This is a genomic window from Collinsella aerofaciens (assembly GCF_018785245.1).
In the GTDB taxonomy this organism is placed as follows: Bacteria; Actinomycetota; Coriobacteriia; order Coriobacteriales; family Coriobacteriaceae; genus Collinsella; species Collinsella aerofaciens_AD.
The window spans coordinates 20,391-41,987 of the sequence record NZ_WQPL01000007.1 but is presented as its reverse complement, the minus strand read 5'-3'; the positions used below and the strand labels follow the sequence as shown (position 1 = coordinate 41,987).

At 61.3% G+C, this 21,597-nt stretch carries 13 protein-coding genes; 5 read left to right on the top strand and 8 right to left on the bottom strand.

The genetic code is table 11. The features are described 5' to 3' along the window. Positions 1-20: 20 nt before the first annotated feature. The 3 genes from GPK39_RS01620 to metK all read right to left on the bottom strand — a co-directional run bounded on the left by GPK39_RS01620 (position 21) and on the right by metK (position 5,135). A complete protein-coding gene (locus tag GPK39_RS01620; protein WP_215673522.1) occupies positions 21-1,763 on the bottom strand; it encodes a L,D-transpeptidase in 1,743 nt (580 codons plus the stop codon). A 140-nt stretch (positions 1,764-1,903) separates the two neighbouring features. Next, entirely contained in the window at positions 1,904-3,511 is a 1,608-nt protein-coding gene (sdaAA, locus tag GPK39_RS01615) for an L-serine ammonia-lyase, iron-sulfur-dependent, subunit alpha (protein WP_215673521.1), read from the bottom strand. A gap of 343 nt (positions 3,512-3,854) precedes the next feature. Further along, positions 3,855-5,135 (bottom strand): methionine adenosyltransferase, encoded by a 1,281-nt coding sequence (metK, locus tag GPK39_RS01610; RefSeq protein WP_215673520.1) that lies wholly within the window; start codon positions 5,133-5,135, stop codon positions 3,855-3,857. A 347-nt stretch (positions 5,136-5,482) separates the two neighbouring features. On the opposite strand from metK, the gene gltX reads away from it, so the two are divergent. The 5 genes from gltX to GPK39_RS01585 all read left to right on the top strand — a co-directional run bounded on the left by gltX (position 5,483) and on the right by GPK39_RS01585 (position 12,705). After that, entirely contained in the window at positions 5,483-6,958 is a 1,476-nt protein-coding gene (gene gltX / locus GPK39_RS01605; RefSeq protein WP_215673519.1) for a glutamate--tRNA ligase, read from the top strand. 89 nt (positions 6,959-7,047) lie between these two features. Then, complete coding sequence (priA, locus tag GPK39_RS01600; protein ID WP_252204496.1) at positions 7,048-9,501, top strand: replication restart helicase PriA; 2,454 nt, start codon at positions 7,048-7,050, stop codon at positions 9,499-9,501. 18 nt (positions 9,502-9,519) lie between these two features. After that, a complete protein-coding gene (def, locus tag GPK39_RS01595; RefSeq protein WP_118384748.1) occupies positions 9,520-10,056 on the top strand; it encodes a peptide deformylase in 537 nt (178 codons plus the stop codon). Between the two features lie 328 nt (positions 10,057-10,384). Then, positions 10,385-11,305 (top strand): methionyl-tRNA formyltransferase, encoded by a 921-nt coding sequence (gene fmt, locus GPK39_RS01590; protein WP_215673518.1) that lies wholly within the window; start codon positions 10,385-10,387, stop codon positions 11,303-11,305. Further along, complete coding sequence (locus tag GPK39_RS01585; protein WP_215673517.1) at positions 11,302-12,705, top strand: RsmB/NOP family class I SAM-dependent RNA methyltransferase; 1,404 nt, start codon at positions 11,302-11,304, stop codon at positions 12,703-12,705. Before fmt ends, GPK39_RS01585 begins: the two co-directional genes overlap by 4 nt. 388 nt (positions 12,706-13,093) lie before the next feature. Here GPK39_RS01585 and GPK39_RS01580 read toward each other — a convergent pair whose 3' ends face one another. The 5 genes from GPK39_RS01580 to GPK39_RS01560 all read right to left on the bottom strand — a co-directional run bounded on the left by GPK39_RS01580 (position 13,094) and on the right by GPK39_RS01560 (position 21,569). Next, positions 13,094-13,330: an FmdB family zinc ribbon protein gene (locus GPK39_RS01580; protein ID WP_055310612.1), complete on the bottom strand. Its 237-nt coding sequence runs from the start codon at positions 13,328-13,330 to the stop codon at positions 13,094-13,096. An 88-nt stretch (positions 13,331-13,418) separates the two neighbouring features. Then, on the bottom strand, positions 13,419-16,715 hold the full coding sequence (locus GPK39_RS01575; RefSeq protein ID WP_215673516.1) for a 4-alpha-glucanotransferase: 3,297 nt from the start codon (positions 16,713-16,715) through the stop codon (positions 13,419-13,421). Positions 16,716-16,933: 218 nt separating this feature from the next. Further along, positions 16,934-19,198, bottom strand: coding sequence for a glycogen synthase GlgA (glgA, locus tag GPK39_RS01570; RefSeq protein WP_215673515.1), 2,265 nt, complete (start codon positions 19,196-19,198; stop codon positions 16,934-16,936). 90 nt (positions 19,199-19,288) lie between these two features. After that, the gene (glgD, locus tag GPK39_RS01565; protein ID WP_215673514.1) at positions 19,289-20,416 is read right to left on the bottom strand and encodes a glucose-1-phosphate adenylyltransferase subunit GlgD; all 1,128 of its coding nucleotides are present in this window, start codon (positions 20,414-20,416) and stop codon (positions 19,289-19,291) included. A 4-nt stretch (positions 20,417-20,420) separates the two neighbouring features. Beyond that, complete coding sequence (locus tag GPK39_RS01560; RefSeq protein ID WP_215673513.1) at positions 20,421-21,569, bottom strand: glucose-1-phosphate adenylyltransferase; 1,149 nt, start codon at positions 21,567-21,569, stop codon at positions 20,421-20,423. Between the last annotated feature and the right edge of the window lie 28 nt (positions 21,570-21,597).

The following is a 21,597-nucleotide window of genomic DNA, read 5'->3' as shown; positions in this document are numbered from 1 at the left end:
GTAGGAACGCGCGCGTTGCACTACGAGTGGACAACCACGCACAGACCGACTTTGATGCAGTCGTGAAGTGCCTTGGCGTCTGCCAGGCGCAGGTTGATGCAACCGTGGCTGCCGCACCACTTATAGGACTCGGCATTATCGAAGCTCTTGTCGTTTTGCCATGTAGCGTCGTGGAAGCCGATCATGTTGCCCTCAAACGGCATCCAGTAGCTCACCGGGCTCTCGTATTTGGGCTTACCGGTCTCGGGGTCCTTGGCTCCGATCAGGGTGCTGCCGCCGTCGTTGCTGTTGATTTGCCACACGCCCTCGGGGGTGGCGTCTTCGCCCGGTTTGCCGGAAATAAAGTTGGCCTCCCAAACGATATTACCGTTCTCGTCATAGTAGCGCGCGTGCTGCTCGGACAGGTCGACGTCGATATACGCCTTCCAGTCGGGCTCTCCCTTTGCAGTAAAGGTGTCGGCCTTCTGGGAGTACTTGATCTCGATCTCGCCGGTCTGCTTGTTGTTAATGGCGTCCTCGACCTGCTTGGCGAGCGAGCTGCTGTCGATGGACCAACCAAAGTCGCCGCCTTCGACGGCGCACTGCTTGCCATCGGCGCGCGTCCACCAGCGAGTGGAGCCCACGGTATTAAAGCCGTTGGCGAGCTCGGCTGCCCAGCTACTGATCTGCGACGTATCGAGCGTGGGGTTGGCCGGATCGGCAAAGCTGATCCACTGCAACACGGAGCTGCCATCAACCTTGCCGGCATCCTCGCCGTTGAGCTTGAGGGTCACGTTGACGCCCAGGAAGTTGTTGGCAGCATCGCATACGGCCTGAATCTGATCATCGGTCAGCGTTCCATTGAGCGGCTCATAGGCATCGTTGCCGAGCTTGGAAAGATCTACGGTCTCGGCCAGCGAGGCAAGCTCGAGCTCGGCGTACTTAATGACATGCTCGCGGTTGAGTTTTTCGTTGGAGCGCGCCTTCTCGACGGTAAACTTGCCGGCCTGCTCGTCATAGGAGCTATTGGCCTCGAACGTGCCCGAACGGCCCTCGTTAAACTCGTCGATGGCAGCACTCAGATCCTTCTCAAACTGCTTTTGGTCAAAGGTGTCGGAGAGCATGGACAGGTCGACGTCTTGATCAAGATCGACTTCGTTGGAGGTAGTGGTTGTTTTGGTCTTGTCGCTTAAGGATTCCACAAGGCGGACCGGCCACAGAAAGGCTTCGTTGTGGTTGATGATTTCTTTTGCGGCTGCTTCGCCGTCGACGATGGGTTCATCGGACTCGGGCTGATAGGTCCAGTTAAAGTCATCGCCTGTCACGGTGAGCTTATAGTGCTTCCATGCCGAATTGACCTTAGTGGCGGCAGACGAAGCGTTGGAGAACGAGACGTCTACGCCGGCAATGGTGGTGTTGGGGTATGCTACCTGCGAAAACGCTACGACGCCTACGATATAGACAATGACGATAAGACCCAGGACGACAAAGAGCGTCGTCTTTTTGCCCGACTTATTGTTCTTGGCGGGTTTGCGCGCGGGGCCGCGATCGCCTCGAGCGTGCGTGGGGGGCTGCTTGGGCGCATTGCCGTTTGCCTGGTGCTGCTGTCGTTGTTGACGCTGCTGTCGCTGTTGGTTCGGGCGTTGAGAAGCGTTTGCCGCACCACGCTGCTGACAGTGGCTCGGCGCGATAGGGCGCGGCGACTGAACGCCGCCGGCGTGCCTGCTCGGCTGCTGCGGATCGGGAATCAGTTGAGTTCGATCGTTTTGCGACATCGTATGCATATTCTTCGATTTTCGCCTTGCGGTTCATCGTGTTTTTACTGGGCTTGCATTATAGCGATTGCCCTGCTGTTTGTGGTACGGAAACGGTGGCATTCAAAAGAGGTGGGACATTTGTCCCACCTTTGAGTCGTTCGTTGCCGCTATCCGCACACACCGCATTTTGCACAGGCCGAAAGTGCGGCCGGAGCCTGTGCGATGCCGCCCTTTGCCGTCTCGCGCAGCGTGGCCGGCAACGCGTGGCCCACCGAGAGCATGACATGTGCCATCTGGTCAAATGGCACCAGGCTCTTAATGCCTGCGAGGGCGAGTTGTGCCGAGCTAAAGGCCGCTGCCACGCCGATGGCGTTGCGGTTTTGGCAGGGCACCTCCACGAGGCCACCTACGGGGTCACAAACGAGACCCAGCAGGTTACTCAGCGCGATGGAGCTGGCGTCGAGCGCCTGCTCGGGCGTGCCGCCGAGCATCTGCACCAGCGCGGCGGCTGCCATGGCGGCGGCGCTTCCCACCTCGGCCTGGCATCCGCCCTCGGCGCCGGCGACGCAGGCGCTCGTGGTGAGGTTGAGGCCGATGGCGGCTGCGCAGTAGAGCGCGTCCATGACCTGCTCGTCGTCGAGTTGCAGGCGATCGGCGAGCGCCAGCACGCAGCCGGGCACAACACCCGCGGATCCTGCCGTCGGAGCTGCGACGATTACGCCCATCGTGGCCGAGCGCTCGAGCACGGCCATGGCGCGGGCCACGGCGTCGGTCTGGACGGGGCCCATCAGGCTTTCACTCAAATCGTTGCGGCCGGTGGCTTCGACGAGCTTGGCCTCGCCGCCGATAAGCCCGCCAAGCGAACGCTGCGGATTGGCGATGGGGGCCGTGGTCTCCTCGCGCATAACCTCGAGCACGCGGCGCATGGCGGCGACGGCGTGGGCCTCGCCGGTCAGACGCGCCTCGCGGACGGCCATGACGGCGCCGATGCTGAGCCCCAGTTCCTCGCACGCATCGAGCAGCTGCTCGCCGTCGTCGAAGATTTCCTTGGCCGAGACGCCGGGGGAGAGCGACGAGGCAGAACCGGGGAGCTCGATAAAGGTCGCGTAATCGACATTGTCGAGCTTGCGCAGCATGGGGACGACGGTGTCGTCGGGCGCGCCGTCGGTCTCAAAGACGGAGTAGGCCTGGCCGCCCACTTCGGTGCGGTAGGTGCGGCAGAAAGCGATGTTCACGTGAGCGTAGGCGAGCAGGTTCGTGAGCGCGGCGAGTACGCCGGGAACGTCCTTGTGCGCCACGAAGAGCGTGGAATACATGCCCGAGATGTCGACGCCGACGCCGTTAATGCGGCTGATGCGCATCTTGCCGCCGCCCAGGCTCTCGCCGCGGACCTGTGCCGTGGCGCCCGTGTCGTCGACCATGTCGATGTCGACGGTGTTGGGGTGGATGGAGGCGTCGTCGCCCTTGATGTCAAAGTGATATTCGAGGCCCTGCTCGCTTGCAAGGTCGAAGGCCTGCTTGATGTTTTCGTCATCGGTGTCGAGGCCCAGTATGCCCGCGACGAGCGCGCGGTCGGTGCCGTGGCCGCGGTAGGTGTGGGCGAAGGAGTTCCACAGCCCAAAGGTGACTTTGGTGATGCGGCCTTCCAGCAGGCTGGCGGCAACTTGGGCGCAGCGCAGGGCGCCGGCGGTGTGCGATGAGCTGGGGCCGACCATGACGGGCCCCAAGATCTCGAATGCAGAGGTCGTAGCTAGTGTTTGCGGCTTGCCTGCCATATGCGCTCCTGTTCTATCCCGTCGTCCCGAGGGGCGGGGCATACTCTGTCCCGCCGTTCCGAGGGCTTTGGTATTTGGTCGCCTGCTCGGGCAGTCCTGCTCGCACGGAGAGCACATTAAGTGCTCTCCGGCTCGTGCGGAACTCGCGACCGACCAGATACCAAAGCCCTCGGAACTTAGGATACATGGTTGGAGTCGCTCTGCTGCGAAATTTATCGGCCTATGACCTATTCCATGTTCCAGGTCGGCTCATCTTCACCACCTTTAAATAAAAAAGAAGTACCGGTTGGAGCCGGTACTTCTTTTGGTGCGTTGTTTCTTGGCTGTAGCTTTTGCCGTTAGCTTACAGGCCGCAGGCTGCTTTGAGTTCTTCGACTCGGTCGGTTTTTTCCCAGGTGAAGTCGGCGTCTTCGCGGCCGAAGTGACCGTAGGCTGCCGTCTTTTCGTAGATGGGGCGACGCAGGTCTAGGTCGCGGATGATTGCACCCGGGCGCAGGTCGAAGGTCTTCTCTACGGCCTCGACGATCTTGTCCTCGGCAACATGCGCGGTATCAAAGGTGTCGACCATGATTGAAAGGGGCTTGGAAACGCCGATGGCGTAGGCGAGCTCGACTTCGCAGCGGTCAGCTAGGCCGGCGGCGACCACGTTCTTGGCAACCCAGCGCGCGGCATACGCGGCGGAGCGGTCGACCTTGGTGCAGTCCTTGCCGCTAAAGGCACCACCACCGTGACGGCCGTAGCCGCCGTAGGTGTCGACAATGATCTTGCGGCCGGTGAGGCCCGTGTCGCCCATGGGGCCGCCCACGACAAAGCGACCGGTGGGGTTCACGTAGATGTCCGCGTTGTCCCACGGCATGTTCTCGACGGCCATGACCGGGGTGATGACGTGCTCGATGAGGTCGGCCTTGATCTTGCCCATGTCCTCGATCTCGGCGGCGTGCTGCGTGGAGATGACGATGGTCGTGACCTCGACGGGCTTGCCGTCCTCGTAGCGCACGGTGACCTGGGTCTTGCCATCGGGACGCAGGTAGGGCAGGGTGCCGTCGTGGCGCACGGCCGCCAGGCGCTCAGCCAGACGGCTTGCCAGGTAGTGTGGCATGGGCATGAGGGTCTTGGTCTCGTTGGAGGCGTAACCGAACATCATGCCCTGGTCGCCGGCGCCGATCAGGTCGATCGGGTCTGTGGCAGCACCGGTCTGGGTCTCGAATGACTCGTCAACGCCCTGGGCGATATCGGGCGACTGCTCGTGGATGAGGCTCATAACGCCGCAGGTGTCGCAGTCAAAACCGAACTTTGCACGGTTGTAGCCAATGCGGCGGATAACGCCGCGGACAATCTCCTGTACGTCGACGTAGGCCTGGGTGCGGATCTCGCCGGCGACGATGACGGTGCCGGTGGTCACGAGGGTCTCGCAGGCGCAGCGGACGTTCTCCACGTTAGCAGGCACGCCGTTGGGGGCGATGTAGCCCTGCTCCTGGAGCTCTATTTCTTTGGCGAGGATTGCGTCGAGGACGGCGTCGCTGATCTGGTCAGCGATCTTATCGGGATGACCTTCGGTCACCGACTCCGACGTAAAAACAAAGGACCCGTGTTGTGGCGGGATGGAACGAAGTTCTTCTGACATGATTGTCCTTTCAAAACGTGTCCCGGCGACCGTTACCATTCCGCCGGGCTCTCTATGCAAGAGCACATCATAGCGCGTAAATCAAACATTCACACCCTTTCCGCACCTACTCATTGGGGACAGACTTAAATGACCAACCGGGTATTCATTGGGTATTCATTGGGGACAGACTTAAATGAACAGCCTTAGACTCTCTTGTGGCACCTGGGGACACTCCTTGTCAGTCAGCTCCGACTGGTCATTTAAGTCTGTCCCCAATGAGTAGGTCGGTGCCCTTTGTGCGGAGGTTGCTTTGATGCTTTATACTGGTGCGGTTAGACATCCATCCTGCAATCGAGGAGATTTCCATGGCATCAGACGTTCGCGTCCGCTTTGCACCCTCACCGACGGGCAAGCTGCACATCGGCGGTGCCCGCACCGCTATCTATAACTGGGCTTTCGCCCGTGCTAACGGTGGCACGTTCATCCTGCGCATTGACGACACCGACCCCACCCGCTCCACCGACGAGAACACGCAGATCATCCTGCGCGCCATGCGTTGGCTGGGCCTGGACTGGGACGAGGGTCCCGAGGTGGGCGGTGACTTTGGCCCCTATGCCCAGACCGAGCGCCTGGACCTGTACAAGCAGGCCGCCCAGCAGCTCTGGGATGAGGGCAAGGCCTATCCCTGCTTCTGCACCAAGGAGCAGCTCGAGGCCGACCGCAAGGCCGCGCAGGAGCGCAAGGATCCCTTCCAGGGCTATCAGCGCCGCTGCCGCGATCTCGATCCCGAGGAGGCACGCCGCCGCATCGAGGCCGGCGAGCCCTACGTCCTGCGCATCAAGGTGCCCGAGGACCGCGGTGACGTCGTCATCCACGACGCCGTCCACGGCGAGGTGACCTTCGACGCCAAGGAACTCGACGACTTTGTCATCTTCCGCTCCGACGGCACGCCCACGTATAACTTTGCGACCGTCGTCGACGACGCCATGATGAAGATCACCCATGTCATTCGCGGCGATGACCACCTGTCCAACACCCCGCGCCAGGTCATGGTCTACGAGGCCCTCGGTGCTCCCGTGCCCACGTTCGCCCACATCTCCATGATCCTGGGCGCCGACGGCAAGAAGCTCTCCAAGCGTCACGGCGCCACCTCGGTGGAGGAGTACCGCGACGCCGGCTACCTGTCCGACGCGTTCGTCAACTACCTGGCGCTGCTCGGCTGGTCGCTCGACGGCGAGACCACGATCATCCCGCGCGATGTCCTGGCCAGCAAGTTCTCACTCGACCGCATCTCCAAGAACCCGGCGACCTTCGATCCCAAAAAGCTCGATTGGGTTAATGCCGAGTACATCAACGGCATGTCTGACGCTCAGTTTGCCGACGAGATCATGGTCCCCGAGCTGCACGAGGCGGGTCTCATCGAGGGTAACGTCGAGTACGGCGAGGACTGGATCGACGCGCTTGCCGCCATCGTCAAGCCGCGCACCAAGATGCCGGCCGACGCCGTGGCCGTCGCCGCTCCCATCTTTGCCACGGCCGAGACGCTCGAGTATGACGAGAAGTCCGTCAATAAGGGCCTGGCCAAGGAGGGCATGGGTGCCATTCTGGACGCCGCCAAGGCCGTGCTTGAGGGCGTTACCGAGTGGACGGCCGCCAACATCGACGCTGCACTTGAGCCGCTGCCCGAGCAGATGGACCTCAAGAAGCGCGTGGTGTTCCAGGCCGTGCGCGTCGCCGTCTGCGGCAACATGGTGAGCCCTCCGCTGGGCGAGACCATGGCGCTCGTCGGCCGCGACGACTGCCTGGCGCGTATCGATCGCGCCCGCACGATGGCGCTGTAACAGTCGCGCAAACGCATGTATCCGAGCCCCGCTCACCACGAGTGGGGCTCTTGTTTCTGTAGACGTATGGGATAGGAGGTGCTGGTGCCATGGCCGAGCAACTTTCGCTGTTTGGTTCGCGGGAACCGGAGGAGACTCCGGCGGCGTCGGCATCCGCTGCCGCCTCGGCCAAGTCCGAGCCTACGCCAGAGCCCATTGCCGCCTATGCGAGCGTGGTCCTCGACATTCCCACCCGTGCGCTGTCCGAGCCGTTTGCCTACGGCATTCCACAGTCACTCGCCAACGATGCCCAGATCGGGTCCACGGTCCTGGTCCACTTTGGCAACCGTGCGGCCGCGGGCTATATCGTCGATATTGTGTCTGAGCTGGGCGAGCTGCAAGGCAACGACGCTCTCGATCCCGCGCGCATCAAGCCTATCGAGGCTATCCTCAGCAAACCGCTCTTTAGCGCCGAGGCTGCATGCATTGCGCGCTGGATGAGCCGCGAGTATGTCGCTACGCTTTCTGAGTGCCTGCGCCTGTTCTTGCCACCGGGTGGAAGCCCACGCGTGGTCAAGGGCGACGACGGCGTGTGGACCGTTGAGCGCCCCGCCGTCAAACCCATCCAAAACCGCTGGGTCATGCTCACCCCCGGGGGTTTCGACTACACGCCGCCCAAGACCGCGGTCCGTCAGCGCGAGCTTATCGAGGCCCTCCAGTGCGGCCCGGTCACGACGCGTGACCTCAACCTGCTCTACAACAGTATGTCGGCGACCATCAAGGCGCTCGAAAAACGCGGCGTCGTGGTGGTGGAGGAGCGCCGTGCCTGGCGCGGTTGTAGCGAGCAGACCACGCTGTCTTCGGCAAGCGGCAAGGCTCCGGTTGCGCTCACGAATGGTCAGCAGCAGGCGCTCTCGCAGATTGAGCGCGCCCGCCTTGACGCCCACGGCGACGTGGTTCTTGTCGACGGCGTCACCGGATCTGGTAAAACCGAGGTCTACCTCTCTGCCATCGAGCGCGTGCTCGCGGCCGGTCGCTCGGCCTGCGTGCTCGTGCCCGAGATTTCGCTGACGGCCCAGACCGTCGGTCGCTTCCGCTCGCGCTTTGGCGAGACGGTCGCCGTGTTCCATTCGCGCCTTTCGGCCGGTGAGCGCCTGGACCAGTGGGACATGGTTGCCAGCGGTGTCGCACGTGTTGTCGTGGGCGCCCGCTCGGCGCTTTTTTGCCCGCTCAGCGATCTGGGCCTCATCATCATCGACGAGGAGCACGAGACCAGCTACAAACAGGGCTCCAGTCCGCGCTATCATGCGCGCGAGGTGGCGGCCGAGATGGCGCGCCGCTATCGCTGCCCACTCGTGCTGGGCTCGGCCACGCCTTCTGCCGAGGCCCTCGACCGCTGCCGCCGCGGCACGTTCAACGGTGCCACCTGGACACGCGTCGAGATGCCCGAGCGCCCGGGACATGCCGTGCTGCCTACGGTCCGCATTGCCGACCTGCGCCGCGAGTTTTCGCACGGCAGCCGCTCCATGTTCTCAAAACCGCTGATGGAAGGCTTGGAACGCGTTGTCGAGCGCCGCGAGAAGGCCGTGCTGCTGCACAACCGTCGCGGTTTTGCGCCGTTTTTGATGTGCCGCGAGTGCGGCTGCGTCCCTACCTGCAATCACTGTTCCACTGCGCTTACGTATCACGAGCGCACGCACACGCTGCAGTGCCATACCTGTGGGTCGTCCTGGCGCGTGCAACCGTATCCCGCGCCCACGAGTCGTTGCCCCAAATGTGGCAGTCGCTACTTGGCAAAAATGGGCCTGGGCACGCAGCAGATTGAGGACGCACTGCACCAGATGCTGCCCGAGGACGTCGCCATTATTCGCATGGACGCCGATTCCACGCGTGGCAAAGATGCGCATAAAAAGTTGCTCGAGCAGTTCGATGCCGCCGATTGCGCGGTGCTGCTGGGCACCCAGATGATTGCCAAGGGCCTCGACTTTCCCGAGGTCACCCTTGTGGGCGTGGTCAATGCCGACTTTGCGTTAAAACTGCCCGATTTTAGAGCGGGGGAGCGCGCCTACGATTTGCTGGAGCAGGTCGCCGGCCGTGCTGGGCGCGGCGATCGCCCCGGCGAGGTCATCATCCAAACCTACCTACCCAAGGACCCGGTCATTCGCGCCGTCGCCGAGCACGACCGTTCGATCTTTACCGACTACGACCTGGATCAGCGTCGCGACGCACTGTATCCACCCTTCGTGCGCCTGGTCAACATTTTGGTGTGGTCCGCGAACGCGGACGACGCGCAAGACTACATCGGGCGCATTGCAAAGCTGCTCAAGCGCCGCTGGCATGCCGCCGCTCCCGATTTTTTGCGGGCGGGGAGCGCTGTGCCGCAGGTGCTGGGCCCGGCTTCGTGTGTAATCGAGAGAGCCAAGGATCGTTATCGCTATCACCTGCTTGTGAAGTCGCCCGTGGGGTACCATGTCTCTGATGATATCGACGCCTGCGTCAAAGAGGTGGGCTCTGTGCGCGGCGTGAGCGTGAGCGTTGACGTCGATGCCTATGATTTGATGTAACAACCCGAAAGGATGGCCATGGAAGCCAACGGAATCGTACTTTCGCCCGATCCTCGTCTGCGTCAGGAGTGCGCCGTCATCGAGGAGATCACCCCGGCGATCGAGGCACTCGCCGAGAAGATGAAGAAGATGATGTTCGAGAACGGCGGCTGCGGCCTGGCTGCTCCGCAGATCGGTGAGCTCATCCAACTCGTCACCATCGATTGCGATTACAGCGACAAGAACGACTACGACCCTTACGTGCTCATCAACCCTGTCATTGTTGAGCAGAGCGACCATCTGGTGCCGTTTAGCGAGGGCTGCCTGTCCATCCCCGGCATTAGCTGCGAGATCGAGCGTCCCGACCATGTCGTCGTCGAGGCGTATGACCTGGACGCCAACCTGATCCGCTATGAGGCCTCGGGTGACCTGTTCTGCGTGTGCTTGCAGCACGAGATCGATCACCTGCACGGCAACACCATGTTCGAGCGACTGAAGCCGATGCAGAGGCTCAAGGCCGTCAAGGAGTACCAGGACGCCCTGGCCCGCGGCGCTCGACCGGGCGAGACGGAGTAGGTTTGTCCGTCCCTGGGATGGGGCCCACATATATCATCCCGTGCTCAAACATTCTCGCTTTGCTGCGAAACTGCGCGCGGGACGATATGTGTGGGCCCCATCCCAGGGACTACGTTGTCGCGCTCCGTTTCGCCCGGGTGCCGTTGGGCCAGGGAGGGGCGTCTTCGCTGATAGGTGCTTTGCTGAAAGAGCTGCTTTTATTGCGGCTCTTTCTTTGGTTTTGGGTATATTTGTTCTTGTTGAAATGTTGTTGCGGATGGGCTGGTGACTTGGCTTTCCGCTGTTGATTTGTAGCCGTCTCGGCTTTGGTTGAGGGGAGACGTTCTTTATGCGTATTGTGTTTATGGGTACGCCTGATTTTGCTGTGCCTTCGCTGACTTCGCTTGTTGAGGCTGGGAATGAGATTGCGCTTGTTGTTACTCGTTCTGACGCTGTTCGTGGGCGTGGTAAGAAGCTGGAGCCGTCTTCTGTTAAGGCTAAGGCGCTTGAGCTGGGGTTGCCGGTTGTTGAGGCTAATCGTATGACGGCCGAGGTTGTTGAGTCGCTCCAAGCTGCCCAGGCTGATATCTTCTGTGTGGCTGCCTATGGCTGCATTTTGCCTGATGAGGTGCTGCATATGGCGCCGCTTGGTATTGTGAATGTTCATGCTTCGCTGCTGCCTCGTTGGCGTGGCGCTGCTCCCATTCAGCGTGCCATTCTTGCTGGTGATGAGGTTGCTGGCGTTTCCATTATGCGCATTGGGCATGGCGTGGATACGGGCGCGTATTGTGCCCAGGCGTCTACGTCGGTTGCCGGTAAGCATGCTGAGGCGCTCACGATGGAGCTTGGCGAGCTGGGCGGTAAGCTGCTTGCCGATACGCTTCCTTCGCTTGCCGATGGCACCGCCGTGTGGACTGAGCAAGATGAGTCGCTTGTTACCCATGCCGCCAAGATTTCTAAGCAGGAGATGCGTCTGGATCCTCAGATGGCGGCGCTCGATTGCGTGCGTCATGTGCTTGCCTCTTCTGACGCCGCTCCCGCTCGTTGCGTGATTGCCGGCAAGACCGTGCGCGTGCTCGATGCTGCGCCGGCTGATGTGTCACTTGGCGAGGGCGCCGTTGATGTTCAGGCCAAGCACGTCTACCTGGGCCTTTCCGATGGCTCGATTGAGTTGCTCGAGGTTAAGCCTGATGGCAAGCGTGCTATGGCCGCATCTGCCTGGGCCGCCGGCCTGCAGGGCGCCGATCTTACGTGGGGTGTTTTGTCATGAGCAAGCTGTCTCCCGCGCGCAAGCTTGCGCTCGATGTGCTGATGGAGGCCGATCGCCGCGGCATGTATGCGCGCGACGTGCTGTCCTCTCGCGCATCGGCTAAGGCTATTGACCAGCGCGATTCCGCTTTTGCCGCTCGCTTGGCGCTGGGTGTGGCCGCCACGCAGGGTATTTTGGACGAGCTGCTCGATCAGTTTCTCGATAAGCCTAAAAAGGTTGCGCCGCGCGTTCGCATGGCGCTTCGTATCTCGGCCTTCGAGATGCTCTATCTGTATACGCCTGGCCGCGTTGCCGTAAGTCAGGGTGTTGAGCTGGTGCGCAGCGGTGCTAAGTCCGCCGCTGGTTTGGCTAACGCCGTACTGCATAAGGTCGCGGACAATATTGAGGACTTTGCCACGGCGTCTGATGTGGATGAGTCTGAGCGACGCTTGGTTCGTCTGTCGCGCCTGATGGGTCTGCCGCGTTGGCTGTGCGCTCGCATTATGGCATCGTTCGACACGCCAGAGGGTGCGCTTAACTTTGCCGGCAATCTGGCCCCCGCGCCGCTGGCCCTGCATGAGAACGCCTTTGCGACCAAGCCCGATCCGTATGTCTCGCAGCTTGTGGCACCCGTGTTCCCGGGTTGTCATGCGCCGGTTGATGCCCAGGTTACCGTTGCTTCGGGTGTGTTTGAGCGTGCTGCCGCGGTGGCATCTGATCTCAACGCGCAGCTTATCGCCACGGCAGCCACGCGCCCTGGAAGCTGCCTTGAGATTGGTGCCGGTCGTGGCACCAAGACCTATGTGATGATGTGTCAGGCCAAGCGTGCGGGCTATGAGCGTCAGCATACGGCGCTCGATCTGCATGATCGCAAGTGCGATCTGAATCTCGCTCGTCTGCATAAGGCCGGTATTCAGGGCGTTCGTACGGTTTCGGGTGATGCCTGCGAGCTTGATGAGGTGCTCACATCTTTTGATGCCATACTTGGCGAGCCGGTTAAGTTCGACACGGTCTTTATCGATGCGCCGTGCTCGGGCACCGGCACCATGCGCCGTCATCCCGAGATCCCGTGGCGCCTGACCGAAAACGATGTGACGGTTGAGCTGCCCAAACTGCAGCTGATGATGCTCAAGGAAGCCGCCGCGCGCGTGGCCGCCGGCGGCGAGCTCATCTATGCGACGTGCTCGGTCTTCGACGAGGAGAACACGCAGGTGGTGGACGCGTTCCTCGCTTCTTCCGAGGGCGCCGGCTTTAGCGTGGCACCGCTTTCCGAGGCACTGATTCTGCAACTCCCCGAGTTCGATCAGGCCAAGAAGCTCGTCTCCGTACGTCAGAACGATCGAGGCCTCTTCCAAAGCGTCCCTGTAAACGCCGACTCCTACGACGGCCACTTCTGCGCCAGAATGGTCCGTAACTCATAGGGAGTCTTGGGTAGCTAATTTGGGACGGGGCTTTTTTAGCTACCCTGGCCGCCGGTCGGCCAAACATTTGCGCTATCATCCGGGGCAGCTAAAAAAGCCCCGTCCCAAATTAGCTACCCTACGTCTCAAGTCGACCTGTCCGCCACGAAATGGGCCTATCTACTACGTTTGGCCGGTTACCTTCAACCATGCCGTTTTTCACGAAATCAAAACCGCAGGTAGACGGCTCGTTGTTTTTGTAAAAACGCAGGTGTGCTTGGACTATACGGGTCAAACGTAGTAGATAGGCCGTTTTCGTGGCGCAACCCCAGACTAGTCGCCGGGGCGCGGGCCATACCTGAAAAAATTCGGCCCCGCGATCGGTGTCGGTCGCGGGGCTGATTGGTTTCTAGTGGCTATGCGGGCAGTTGGCGCAGCAGCCGCTCGTGGCGCTGGTGCTGGAGCCGCCGCTTCGCTGGTCGGTGTTGTAGAAACCGCTTCCCTCAAATTTAATGCCGCTGGCCGAGAACGTCTTGGCCGCCGGGGCACCGCAGCTCGGGCACACGACCTCGGGAGTCTCGGACATGGGATGCTCAACCTCAAACACGTTGCCGCAGCTCGAGCACTTGTAATCGTAGCGCGCCATAATACTTCCTTTTCAGCACAAAGCGGGCAGATCGCTCTGCCCGCATAAATTCAAACGTTTGTAACTGTACCCTATATCGGGGGTTTTATCACGCTTCGCCCCAGAATCTATGGTTGTTGCGCAGGAGCTGTGCGGTTTTGTCCTCGACGGCTGCAATGTCCGCCTCGTCAGCCTGCCAGGTCCAGTTGCCCGTGGCCACGCCCGGCACGTTCATGCGTGCGTCGTCGCCCAGTCCCAGCAGGTCCTGCAGCGGCATCATCACGAGGGGAGCATCACTTGCCAGCGCGTCGCTCATCAACTTGGCCGCTACCTCAACACCGCTCGGTTCATCGCCGCCCGCAAAGGAACGGGTGCACCAACCGGCCAGCGTCGACGTATCGTGCGTCGAGGTGTACAGAATCTTGCCGGGCGTGGGGTGCATGCCGCAACGGACGTCGTAATCGCTAAACTCCAGCACGTCCATGCCGGGGAAGCCGCAGGTCGAAGCCATGGCGCGAACACCGGGCGTCAAATAGCCTAGGTCTTCGGCGATAAAGTTGAGCGGACCCAGCTCGTCATAGGCGGTCTGGAACAGGTCCTTGCCCGGTCCCGCCAGCCAACGCCCGTCGGCGCATGCCTTGCCCGCGGGAATGCTGAAATAGCTGTGGAAGCCCAGGAAGTGATCCAGGCGCACGCGGTCGTAGAGCGAGAACGCGCGGCGCAGGCGATCCATCCACCAGCTATAGCGGTTCTGCTTCATGTGGTCCCAGCGGAACGTCGGGTTGCCCCACACCTGGCCCTCCGGTGCAAAGTTGTCGGGCGGCGCACCGGAAATCTCGATCGCCTTGCCGGTATCGGACAGCCAGAAGTTCTCGGGCTCGCTCCACGCATCCGCCGAATCGTCCGAGACATACATCGGGATATCGCCGATGACCTCGATGCCCTTCTTGTGCGCGTAGTTCATGAGCTCGCACCAAGCCAGGTCAAAGCGGTACTGCATGTACGCCTGCAGCTCGGCCTCGTCGTGGAAGCGCTTGTCGTCGATCAGATACTCGTTGTAGCGCGCGACATCTGCCGGCCAATCGTGGCGCGACTCGCCCTCAAAGTACTTCTTAACGGCCATGTAGACGCAGTACTTCTCGAGCCAATCGGCGTTGCGATGTTTAAACGCCGTGTACAGCGGGTCGGCATCCTCGCCGCCGCGGGCCTTCCAGGCCTCAAAGTCGGCGGCCAGCTCCTCGTGGCTTTCGGGAAGCAGGTCGATATTGCCTGCAAAGGCCGAAGGGCCGGCGTAAGGGGAGCGGAAGAAGTCCGTGGGGTTGACGGGGAGAACCTGCCAGTAGCGCATGCCCATGGCGGCCAGATGGTCGATAAAGCGACGCGTGGGTGCGCCGATCGTACCCGGCTTGCCGTCGTCGGACGGAACCGATGTGATATGGCACACAACGCCCGCGCCGTGATCGAGCGGTTCTTGCAGACGCTGCTTGGCGTGGTGATAGATAATCGAAGAGCCCAGCGGGTACAGGTCGAGGGTGACGGTACCGTTGTGGATCTCGCACTCGTGACCGCTGATCACATCGCTCGCACATTCGCCTAGCGCCGGAATGGTCACGCGATGCGAATTGCGCAGGCTGCGGTTGATGATGACGGTCGCGGATTCGCCGTCTTTACCGGTGCGCGTATAGGCGAGTACTTCGTCATTGAGCGCGAAGGCCTTGATTTCACCGTCGATCATAAACGGCAGCGCGCGGCGCACGGCGGATGCGTTCTTGACGATCGCGAACGTATCGAAGTCGTGCAGGTCTTCCTTGGTCGGCATGGTGCGGCGATTACCCGGATCGGTGAGACCCTCCAAGCCGTACTCGTCACCGTAATAGATTGAGGGAACGCCCGGGAACGTCATCTGCATGAGCGTCGCGAGCCAAAAACGGCTCTTGGCCAGGCCCATCGCGTTCTCGTCCAGGCGCCATTTGCTGCGCTCGCACTCGGGCAGCTGTGACTCGTCGGGGCCGCCGCCGAGCACCGAGATAATGCGCGGACGGTCGTGGCTCGAAAGCAGATTGAGTGCGCAAGACAGGGCCTCACGCGGATAGTTCTCGCGTAGGGTCTCGATATCCTCAGCTGCTTGGTAGGCGTTTTTGTAGCCCATCAAAAAGCCGATGACCATGTCGCGGAAGGGGTAATCCATGGCCGAGTCGAGCTCGGAGCCCTGCAGGTAACGACGCAGGTGGCCATAGCTGATCTTGTTGGAGGCGTCTTCCCAGACTTCGCCGAGCAACAGAGCATCGGGCTTTTCGGCGAGTACTGCCTTCTTGATTTCGGCCAGGAAGTCATCGGAAAGCTCGTCGGCCACATCCAGGCGCCAGCCGTGAGCGCCGGCGCGCAGCCATTTACGAATGACGCCGTCCTTGCCCAGGAGCCGCTCGCGCACCAGTTCGGAGCTCTCATTGATAGCGGGCATATTGCCCACGCCCCACCAACAATCGTATGAGCCGTCCTCGTGGAAATAAAACGCATCGCGCCACGGCGAATCCTCGCTCTGCCAGGCACCCACGCCGGGGTAGTTGCCGTAGCGGTTGAAATAGATCGAGTCGTCGCCCGTGTGATTGAAGACGCCGTCCAGGATAATGGAGATGCCCAGCTTCTCGGCTGCCTGACACAGCTCGGTGAAGTCCTGCTCGGTGCCCAGAATCGGGTCGATCTTGGTGTAGTCGGCCGTATCGTAGCGATGGTTGCTCGCGGCTTCAAAGATGGGGTTGAGGTAGATGGCCGTAAAGCCCAGTTCGGCGATGCGAGGCAGGTCTTCCTGGATACCCTTGAGCGATCCGCCGTAAAAGTCCCAGGTCTTGATGGAGCCGTCCTCGGCGCGCTCGTACACAGGCGGCTCGTTCCAGTCCTCGACCATGCGGCGCTGAATGCCCTTACGCGGTTTTTCGACCTCGGCCAGCGTGCGCTCACGCCAGCGCTCGTCGCGGGCATAGCGATCGGGGAAGATCTGGTAGACCATACCGCGCTCGTACCAGGTGGGACGGTTCTCACGGTGTTTGTAGACGGTGACCTGGAATGACGGCACCTCGGCGTAGTCGTAGGTTACGCCTTCGCCGCCGGTGCGGCCCTGTGGTGCGCCCAAGCGAACCTCGGGCTGGCCCTCGATATTGCAGATAAAGCTGTACCAGATAAGACAGGGTTCGGCGCACTCAAGCTCTACGGTAAATATGCCGTCGCCCTCGTGCGTCATGGGATACCGGGACTCACCAATCTCATCGACCCAGGTGCGCAGCGTAAGCGTTGCCTGCGCGGGATCGGCATCCTCCAGAATCACGGAGAGCGAAAGGGTAGTTCCTGTGGTCACAGCGCCAAACGGAGTGCGAAACTGCGGCAGACGGCTGTTGTGTATCAATCTCATAGTACGGTCCAGTTCAATAGAATCATGGCCTGCTGGCCATGGGCTTTACGCACAGGATGTAAGTATATCTGTTGTACACAGGCTGTATAAACAACATCCGTTTACCATCGGCGAACGGTTGTCCTAGAAAATCGTTTTACCAACTACCTACAGAGAAGGGGCGCCCGGTTGGAGCGCCCCTTACTTAGGGTTTGATTAGGTTTTAAATCGTCTGTGGGCTAGCGGCGCTTGCGGGTGGCCGTTGCCTTGCGGACGGACGTCTTCTTGGACGGGGCCTTTTTCTCTGCCGGAGCGGCGGGGGAGACCGGAGTCTCCTTGGTGGGTTCTGGCTTGGCCTCTGCCTTCGGTGCGGCCTTGACCTCAGCGGCCTTCGGCGCCGGCTCAGCCTTTACTGCGGGCTTTTCTTCGGCCTTAGCCTCTGCCTTGGGAGCAGCAGCCTTGGTCGTGGTCTTCTTGGCCGTCGTCGTGGCGCGCTTGCGCGTGGTGGTCTTGGCAGCGGACTTGGCCTCGACGGTTGCCTCCGCCTTGGACTCGGCAGGCGTCTCCTCGACCTTGACGGCTGGCTTTGCGGCTGCCTTCGTGGTCGTCGACTTCGTTGCCGTGGTCTTCTTGGCTGCCGTTGCCTTCTTGGCGGTCGTGGTCGTCTTCTTAGCAGCGGTATTTGCCGGAGCCTTGGCGGCCGGCTTAGTCTCAGCGACCTCTGCCTTTACCTCGGGAGCAGCCTCGGCTTCTGCGGCCTTCTTGGCAGCAGTCGTCTTTGCTGCGGCGGTCTTGGTGGCAGCAGCTTTGGTCGTCGTAGTCTTCTTAGCGGTCGTCTTGCGCGTCGTGGTCTTCTTAGCTTCGGGCTTTGCAGCGGGCTTGACCTCGGCCTCTGCCTCAGGAGCAACCTCAGCCTTCACCTCAGGCTCGGTCTTTGCGGGCTCAGCCTCAACCGGCTTCTCCTCGGCCTTGGGCTCCTCTGCGGCCACCGGCTCAGCCGCAGCCTCAGGCTCGTCGACAACAGCCGCTGGCCTCTCAATCTCAGGATGCATAAAGAAGTACAGGTCCAGATACTTGTCGGCCGAGCGCGTCCAGCTAAAGTCCTGGCTCATGGCCTGCGTGACCAGCTGGTTCCAGGCGTCGCGGTTATCCCAGAACAGGCGCGCCGCGCGGAACACCGCGTCGCCCATCTCGTCGCCGTTAAAGTTGCTAAACGAGAAGCCCGTGCCCTCGCCGGTAAACTCGTTGTAAGGCTGCACGGTGTCCTTGAGGCCGCCGGTCTCGCGCACGATGGGCAGGGTGCCGTAGCGCATGGCGATGATCTGGGACAGGCCGCAGGGCTCAAACTTCGAAGGCATAAGGAACATGTCGGCGGCGGCGTACATGCGCTGCGACAGCGCCGGGTCAAACTCAATGCGTGCGGCCATGGTGCCGGGGTACTTGTCCTGGAAGTAGCGCAGGCCGTCCTCGTAGTCGCGGTCGCCGGTGCCCAGCACGGCCACCTGAACGCCGCCGGCCAGGATGCGGTCGAGCGCGTACATGACCAGGTCCATGCCCTTCTGGCGCGTCAGGCGCGTGACCATCACCATGAGCGGACGGTCGTCGCGAACCTCGAGGCCCAGCTCCTCCTGGAGCTTGGCCTTGCACACGGCCTTGCCGGAACGGTCCTCCACGGAGTAGTTTGCGGCAATGCGCTTGTCGGTCGCCGGGTCAAAGCCCGCAACGTCAATGCCGTTCAAAATGCCCTGTAACGCGTAGGAACGCTCGCGCAGCACGCCGTCCAGACCCTCGCCAAATTCGGGTGTCTGGATCTCGTTGGCATAGGTGGGGCTCACCGTAGTGATGGCGTCGGCATAGCGCAGCGCGCCCAGCATGTAGTTGATGCTGCAGGCGTCGCAACGTAGCTGCGAGGCGGCCGCCGGAATATGCGCCACACCCAGGATGTCCTCCATCACGGTGTCGCTAAACTGGCCCTGGAACGCCACGTTGTGGATCGAAAACACGGTCTTTACGCGGTCATACAGCGGCAGGCCCTGGTAGAACTCGCGCAGGAACACGGGCGCCAGCGCCGTCTGCCAGTCGTTGCAGTGCAGGATGTCACACTCAAAGCCGGCCGGCAGGTGCTGCAGGCTCTCGGTAATGGCCTTGGAGAAGAACGCAAAGCGCTCGCCGTCGTCAAAGAAGCCGTACGGATAGTCGCGCGCAAAGTAGCGCTCGTTGTCGATGAACATATAGGTGACGCCGTCGTGCTCGAGCTTCTCGAGTCCGCAGTACTCATTGCGCCAGCCCAGGCTCACGTAAAAGTCGGAGAAGTGCTCCATCTGCGCCTTGTACTCGTCTTTGATGGTGGCGTACTTGGGCACCATCACGATGACCTCGGCCCCGGCGCGCACAAGCGCCGCAGGCAGCGAGCCCGCCACGTCGCCCAGGCCACCGGTCTTCACAAACGGTGCGCACTCGGCCGAGGCAAACACGATCTGCATCTTTTTGCTGGAATCAGCCATATTGTCTCCCATGTTGTTATTCGAGAATAGCCGCCAGGCGCGAACCGGGCGGCTATTCTACATGTTACGAGCGATGTTGCGGTGCCAACGTTAACGTACGATGGTGGTATCGGAAGTTAACGGAGCCTTGCCCAGCACCAGGATGTTCTCGGGCGTGCCGCGAAGCTCGGTGTTGGTGGGAACCACGTTGTTCTTGTCGAGGATGGCGTTCTCAACGCGGGCGCCGCTCTTGATGATGCAGCTCTGGTTGATGATCGAGTTGGTCACCGAGGCGCCTTCCTCGACCACTACGCCGCGCGACAGGATCGAGTTGCGCACGGTGCCCTTGATGATGCAGCCGGCCGAGATGATCGAGTTGCAGGCGTGGCTGCCGGTCGCGTAGCGCGAAGGCGGCACGTCATGGGCCTTGGTCAGGATCGGGCGCTCGGGGTCGAAGAGCTGGTCGGCCACGGTCTGGTCGAGCAGGTCCATGCTGCGGCGATACAGCGACTTCTCGCTAAACACGCCCACGACCTCGCCCTTGTACTCGTAGCTGCACACGTCGATGTTGCCAAAGTCGCCCTGGAGTGCCTCGAGCAGGTCCAGATAGTCGGCGGCTTGGTAGTGGTCGATGATCTCGAGCAGCGTCTCGCGGTTGACGATGCAGCAGTCCATAGAAGCGTTGTCACCGTACACGACGCCGGCGCTCACGCCCGTCAGGCGGCCGTTCTCGTTGATCTGCAGCTTGGTCTCGTCATCGACGTTGCGCGTGGCCTTGCAGTACACCACGGTCATCTGGGCACCGGAGTTCTCGTGCGCCTCGATGATGGTGTTGAGGTCCATGTTAAAGATGATGTTGGTGCCCATCATCACGACATAGGGCTTGTCCGAGCGCTGGAACAGCGTCTTGTTGGAGATGATGTCGCGCAGCAGGAAGCGCATGCCGCCCTTGGTGGTGCCATACGCGTTGCCGGGCACCATGAACAGGCCGCCCTTCTTGCGGTCCAGGCCCCAGTCCTTGCCTGAGCCCACGTGGTCGATCAGCGAGCGGTAGTTGCCCGGCATGACGACGCCGACGGTCTTAATGCCGGCATTCATCATGTTGGACAGCGGGAAGTCGATCAGGCGGTAGCGGCCCAAAAACGGAACGGACGCGATGGGGCGGTCCTTGAGCAGAACGCTGCCGTAGGTCGAAGAGTAGTTAGCGGTGATATAACCGATGGCCTTGCGATTGATCATCGGATCATTCCCCCTTCCCGATAACGACGTCATTTCCAACGACGGCCGTATCCTTGGTGGTATCGACAGAGCCGAGCTTCACGCCCTCTTCGACCGTGGAGTTCTCGCCCAAAATAGCGCGGCAGATGTGCGCGCCGCTCTTAACGTGCGCACCCGGCAGCAACACGGAGTCCTCGACCACGGCGCGCTCCTCGATGATGACATCGGTCGAAAGGATCGAGTGACGAGCGGTGCCGTAGATCTTGCAGCCGTTGGAGACCAGGCAGTCGTCCAAGCGACCGTCCGGGCCAATGTAGTGCGGCGGGCGCGTGGTGATGTTAGACATGATGGGGAAGTGCTTGTCGAACAGGTCGAACTCGGGGTTGTTGCCCAGCAGGTCCATCGAGGTCTCGTGGAAGCTGGCGATGGTGCCGACGTCCTTCCAAAAGCCGTGGAACTCGTAGCTGTACAGGCGCTTGTCCTCGCCGAGCAGCTTGGGGATGATGTCCTTGCCAAAGTCGTGGCTCGAGCGCTGGTCCAGAGCGTCCTCCTCGAGCGCCTCGATCAGCACGTCGGCCGAGAAGATGTAGATGCCCATGGACGCGAGGTTCGAATCGGGCTTATCGGGCTTCTCGGTGAACTTGGTGATGCGGCCGTCCTCGGGGTCGGTGGTCAGGATGCCAAAGCGGCTGGCCTCCTCCCACGGCACGGGCATAACGCTCACCGTGAGGTCGGCGTTGTTCTCAATGTGCGTCTTGAGCATCTTGCGGTAATCCATGCGATACAGGTGATCGCCAGACAGAATCAGGACGTACTTGGGGTCGTTGGCCTTGATGTAGTCCAGGTTCTGCGTGATGGCGTCGGCCGTGCCCGCATACCAGGCGCCGCCGGTCTGCGTCTCGTACGGAGGCAGGATCGACACGCCGCCGTCGCGGCTGTCCAAATCCCATGCTTCGCCGGAGCCCACGTAGGCATGCAGCAGGTAGGGACGATACTGCGTCAGAACGCCCACCGTGTCGATGCCCGAGTTGGAGCAGTTGGAGAGCGAAAAGTCGATAATGCGGAACTTGCCACCAAAGCTAACCGCCGGCTTGGCGATCTTTTGGGTGAGTGCCCCCAATCGGCTGCCCTGTCCTCCTGCGAGGAGCATCGCGATGCATTCTTTCTTACTCATCGATTTCTCCTTCTGTCATCGATGTTTC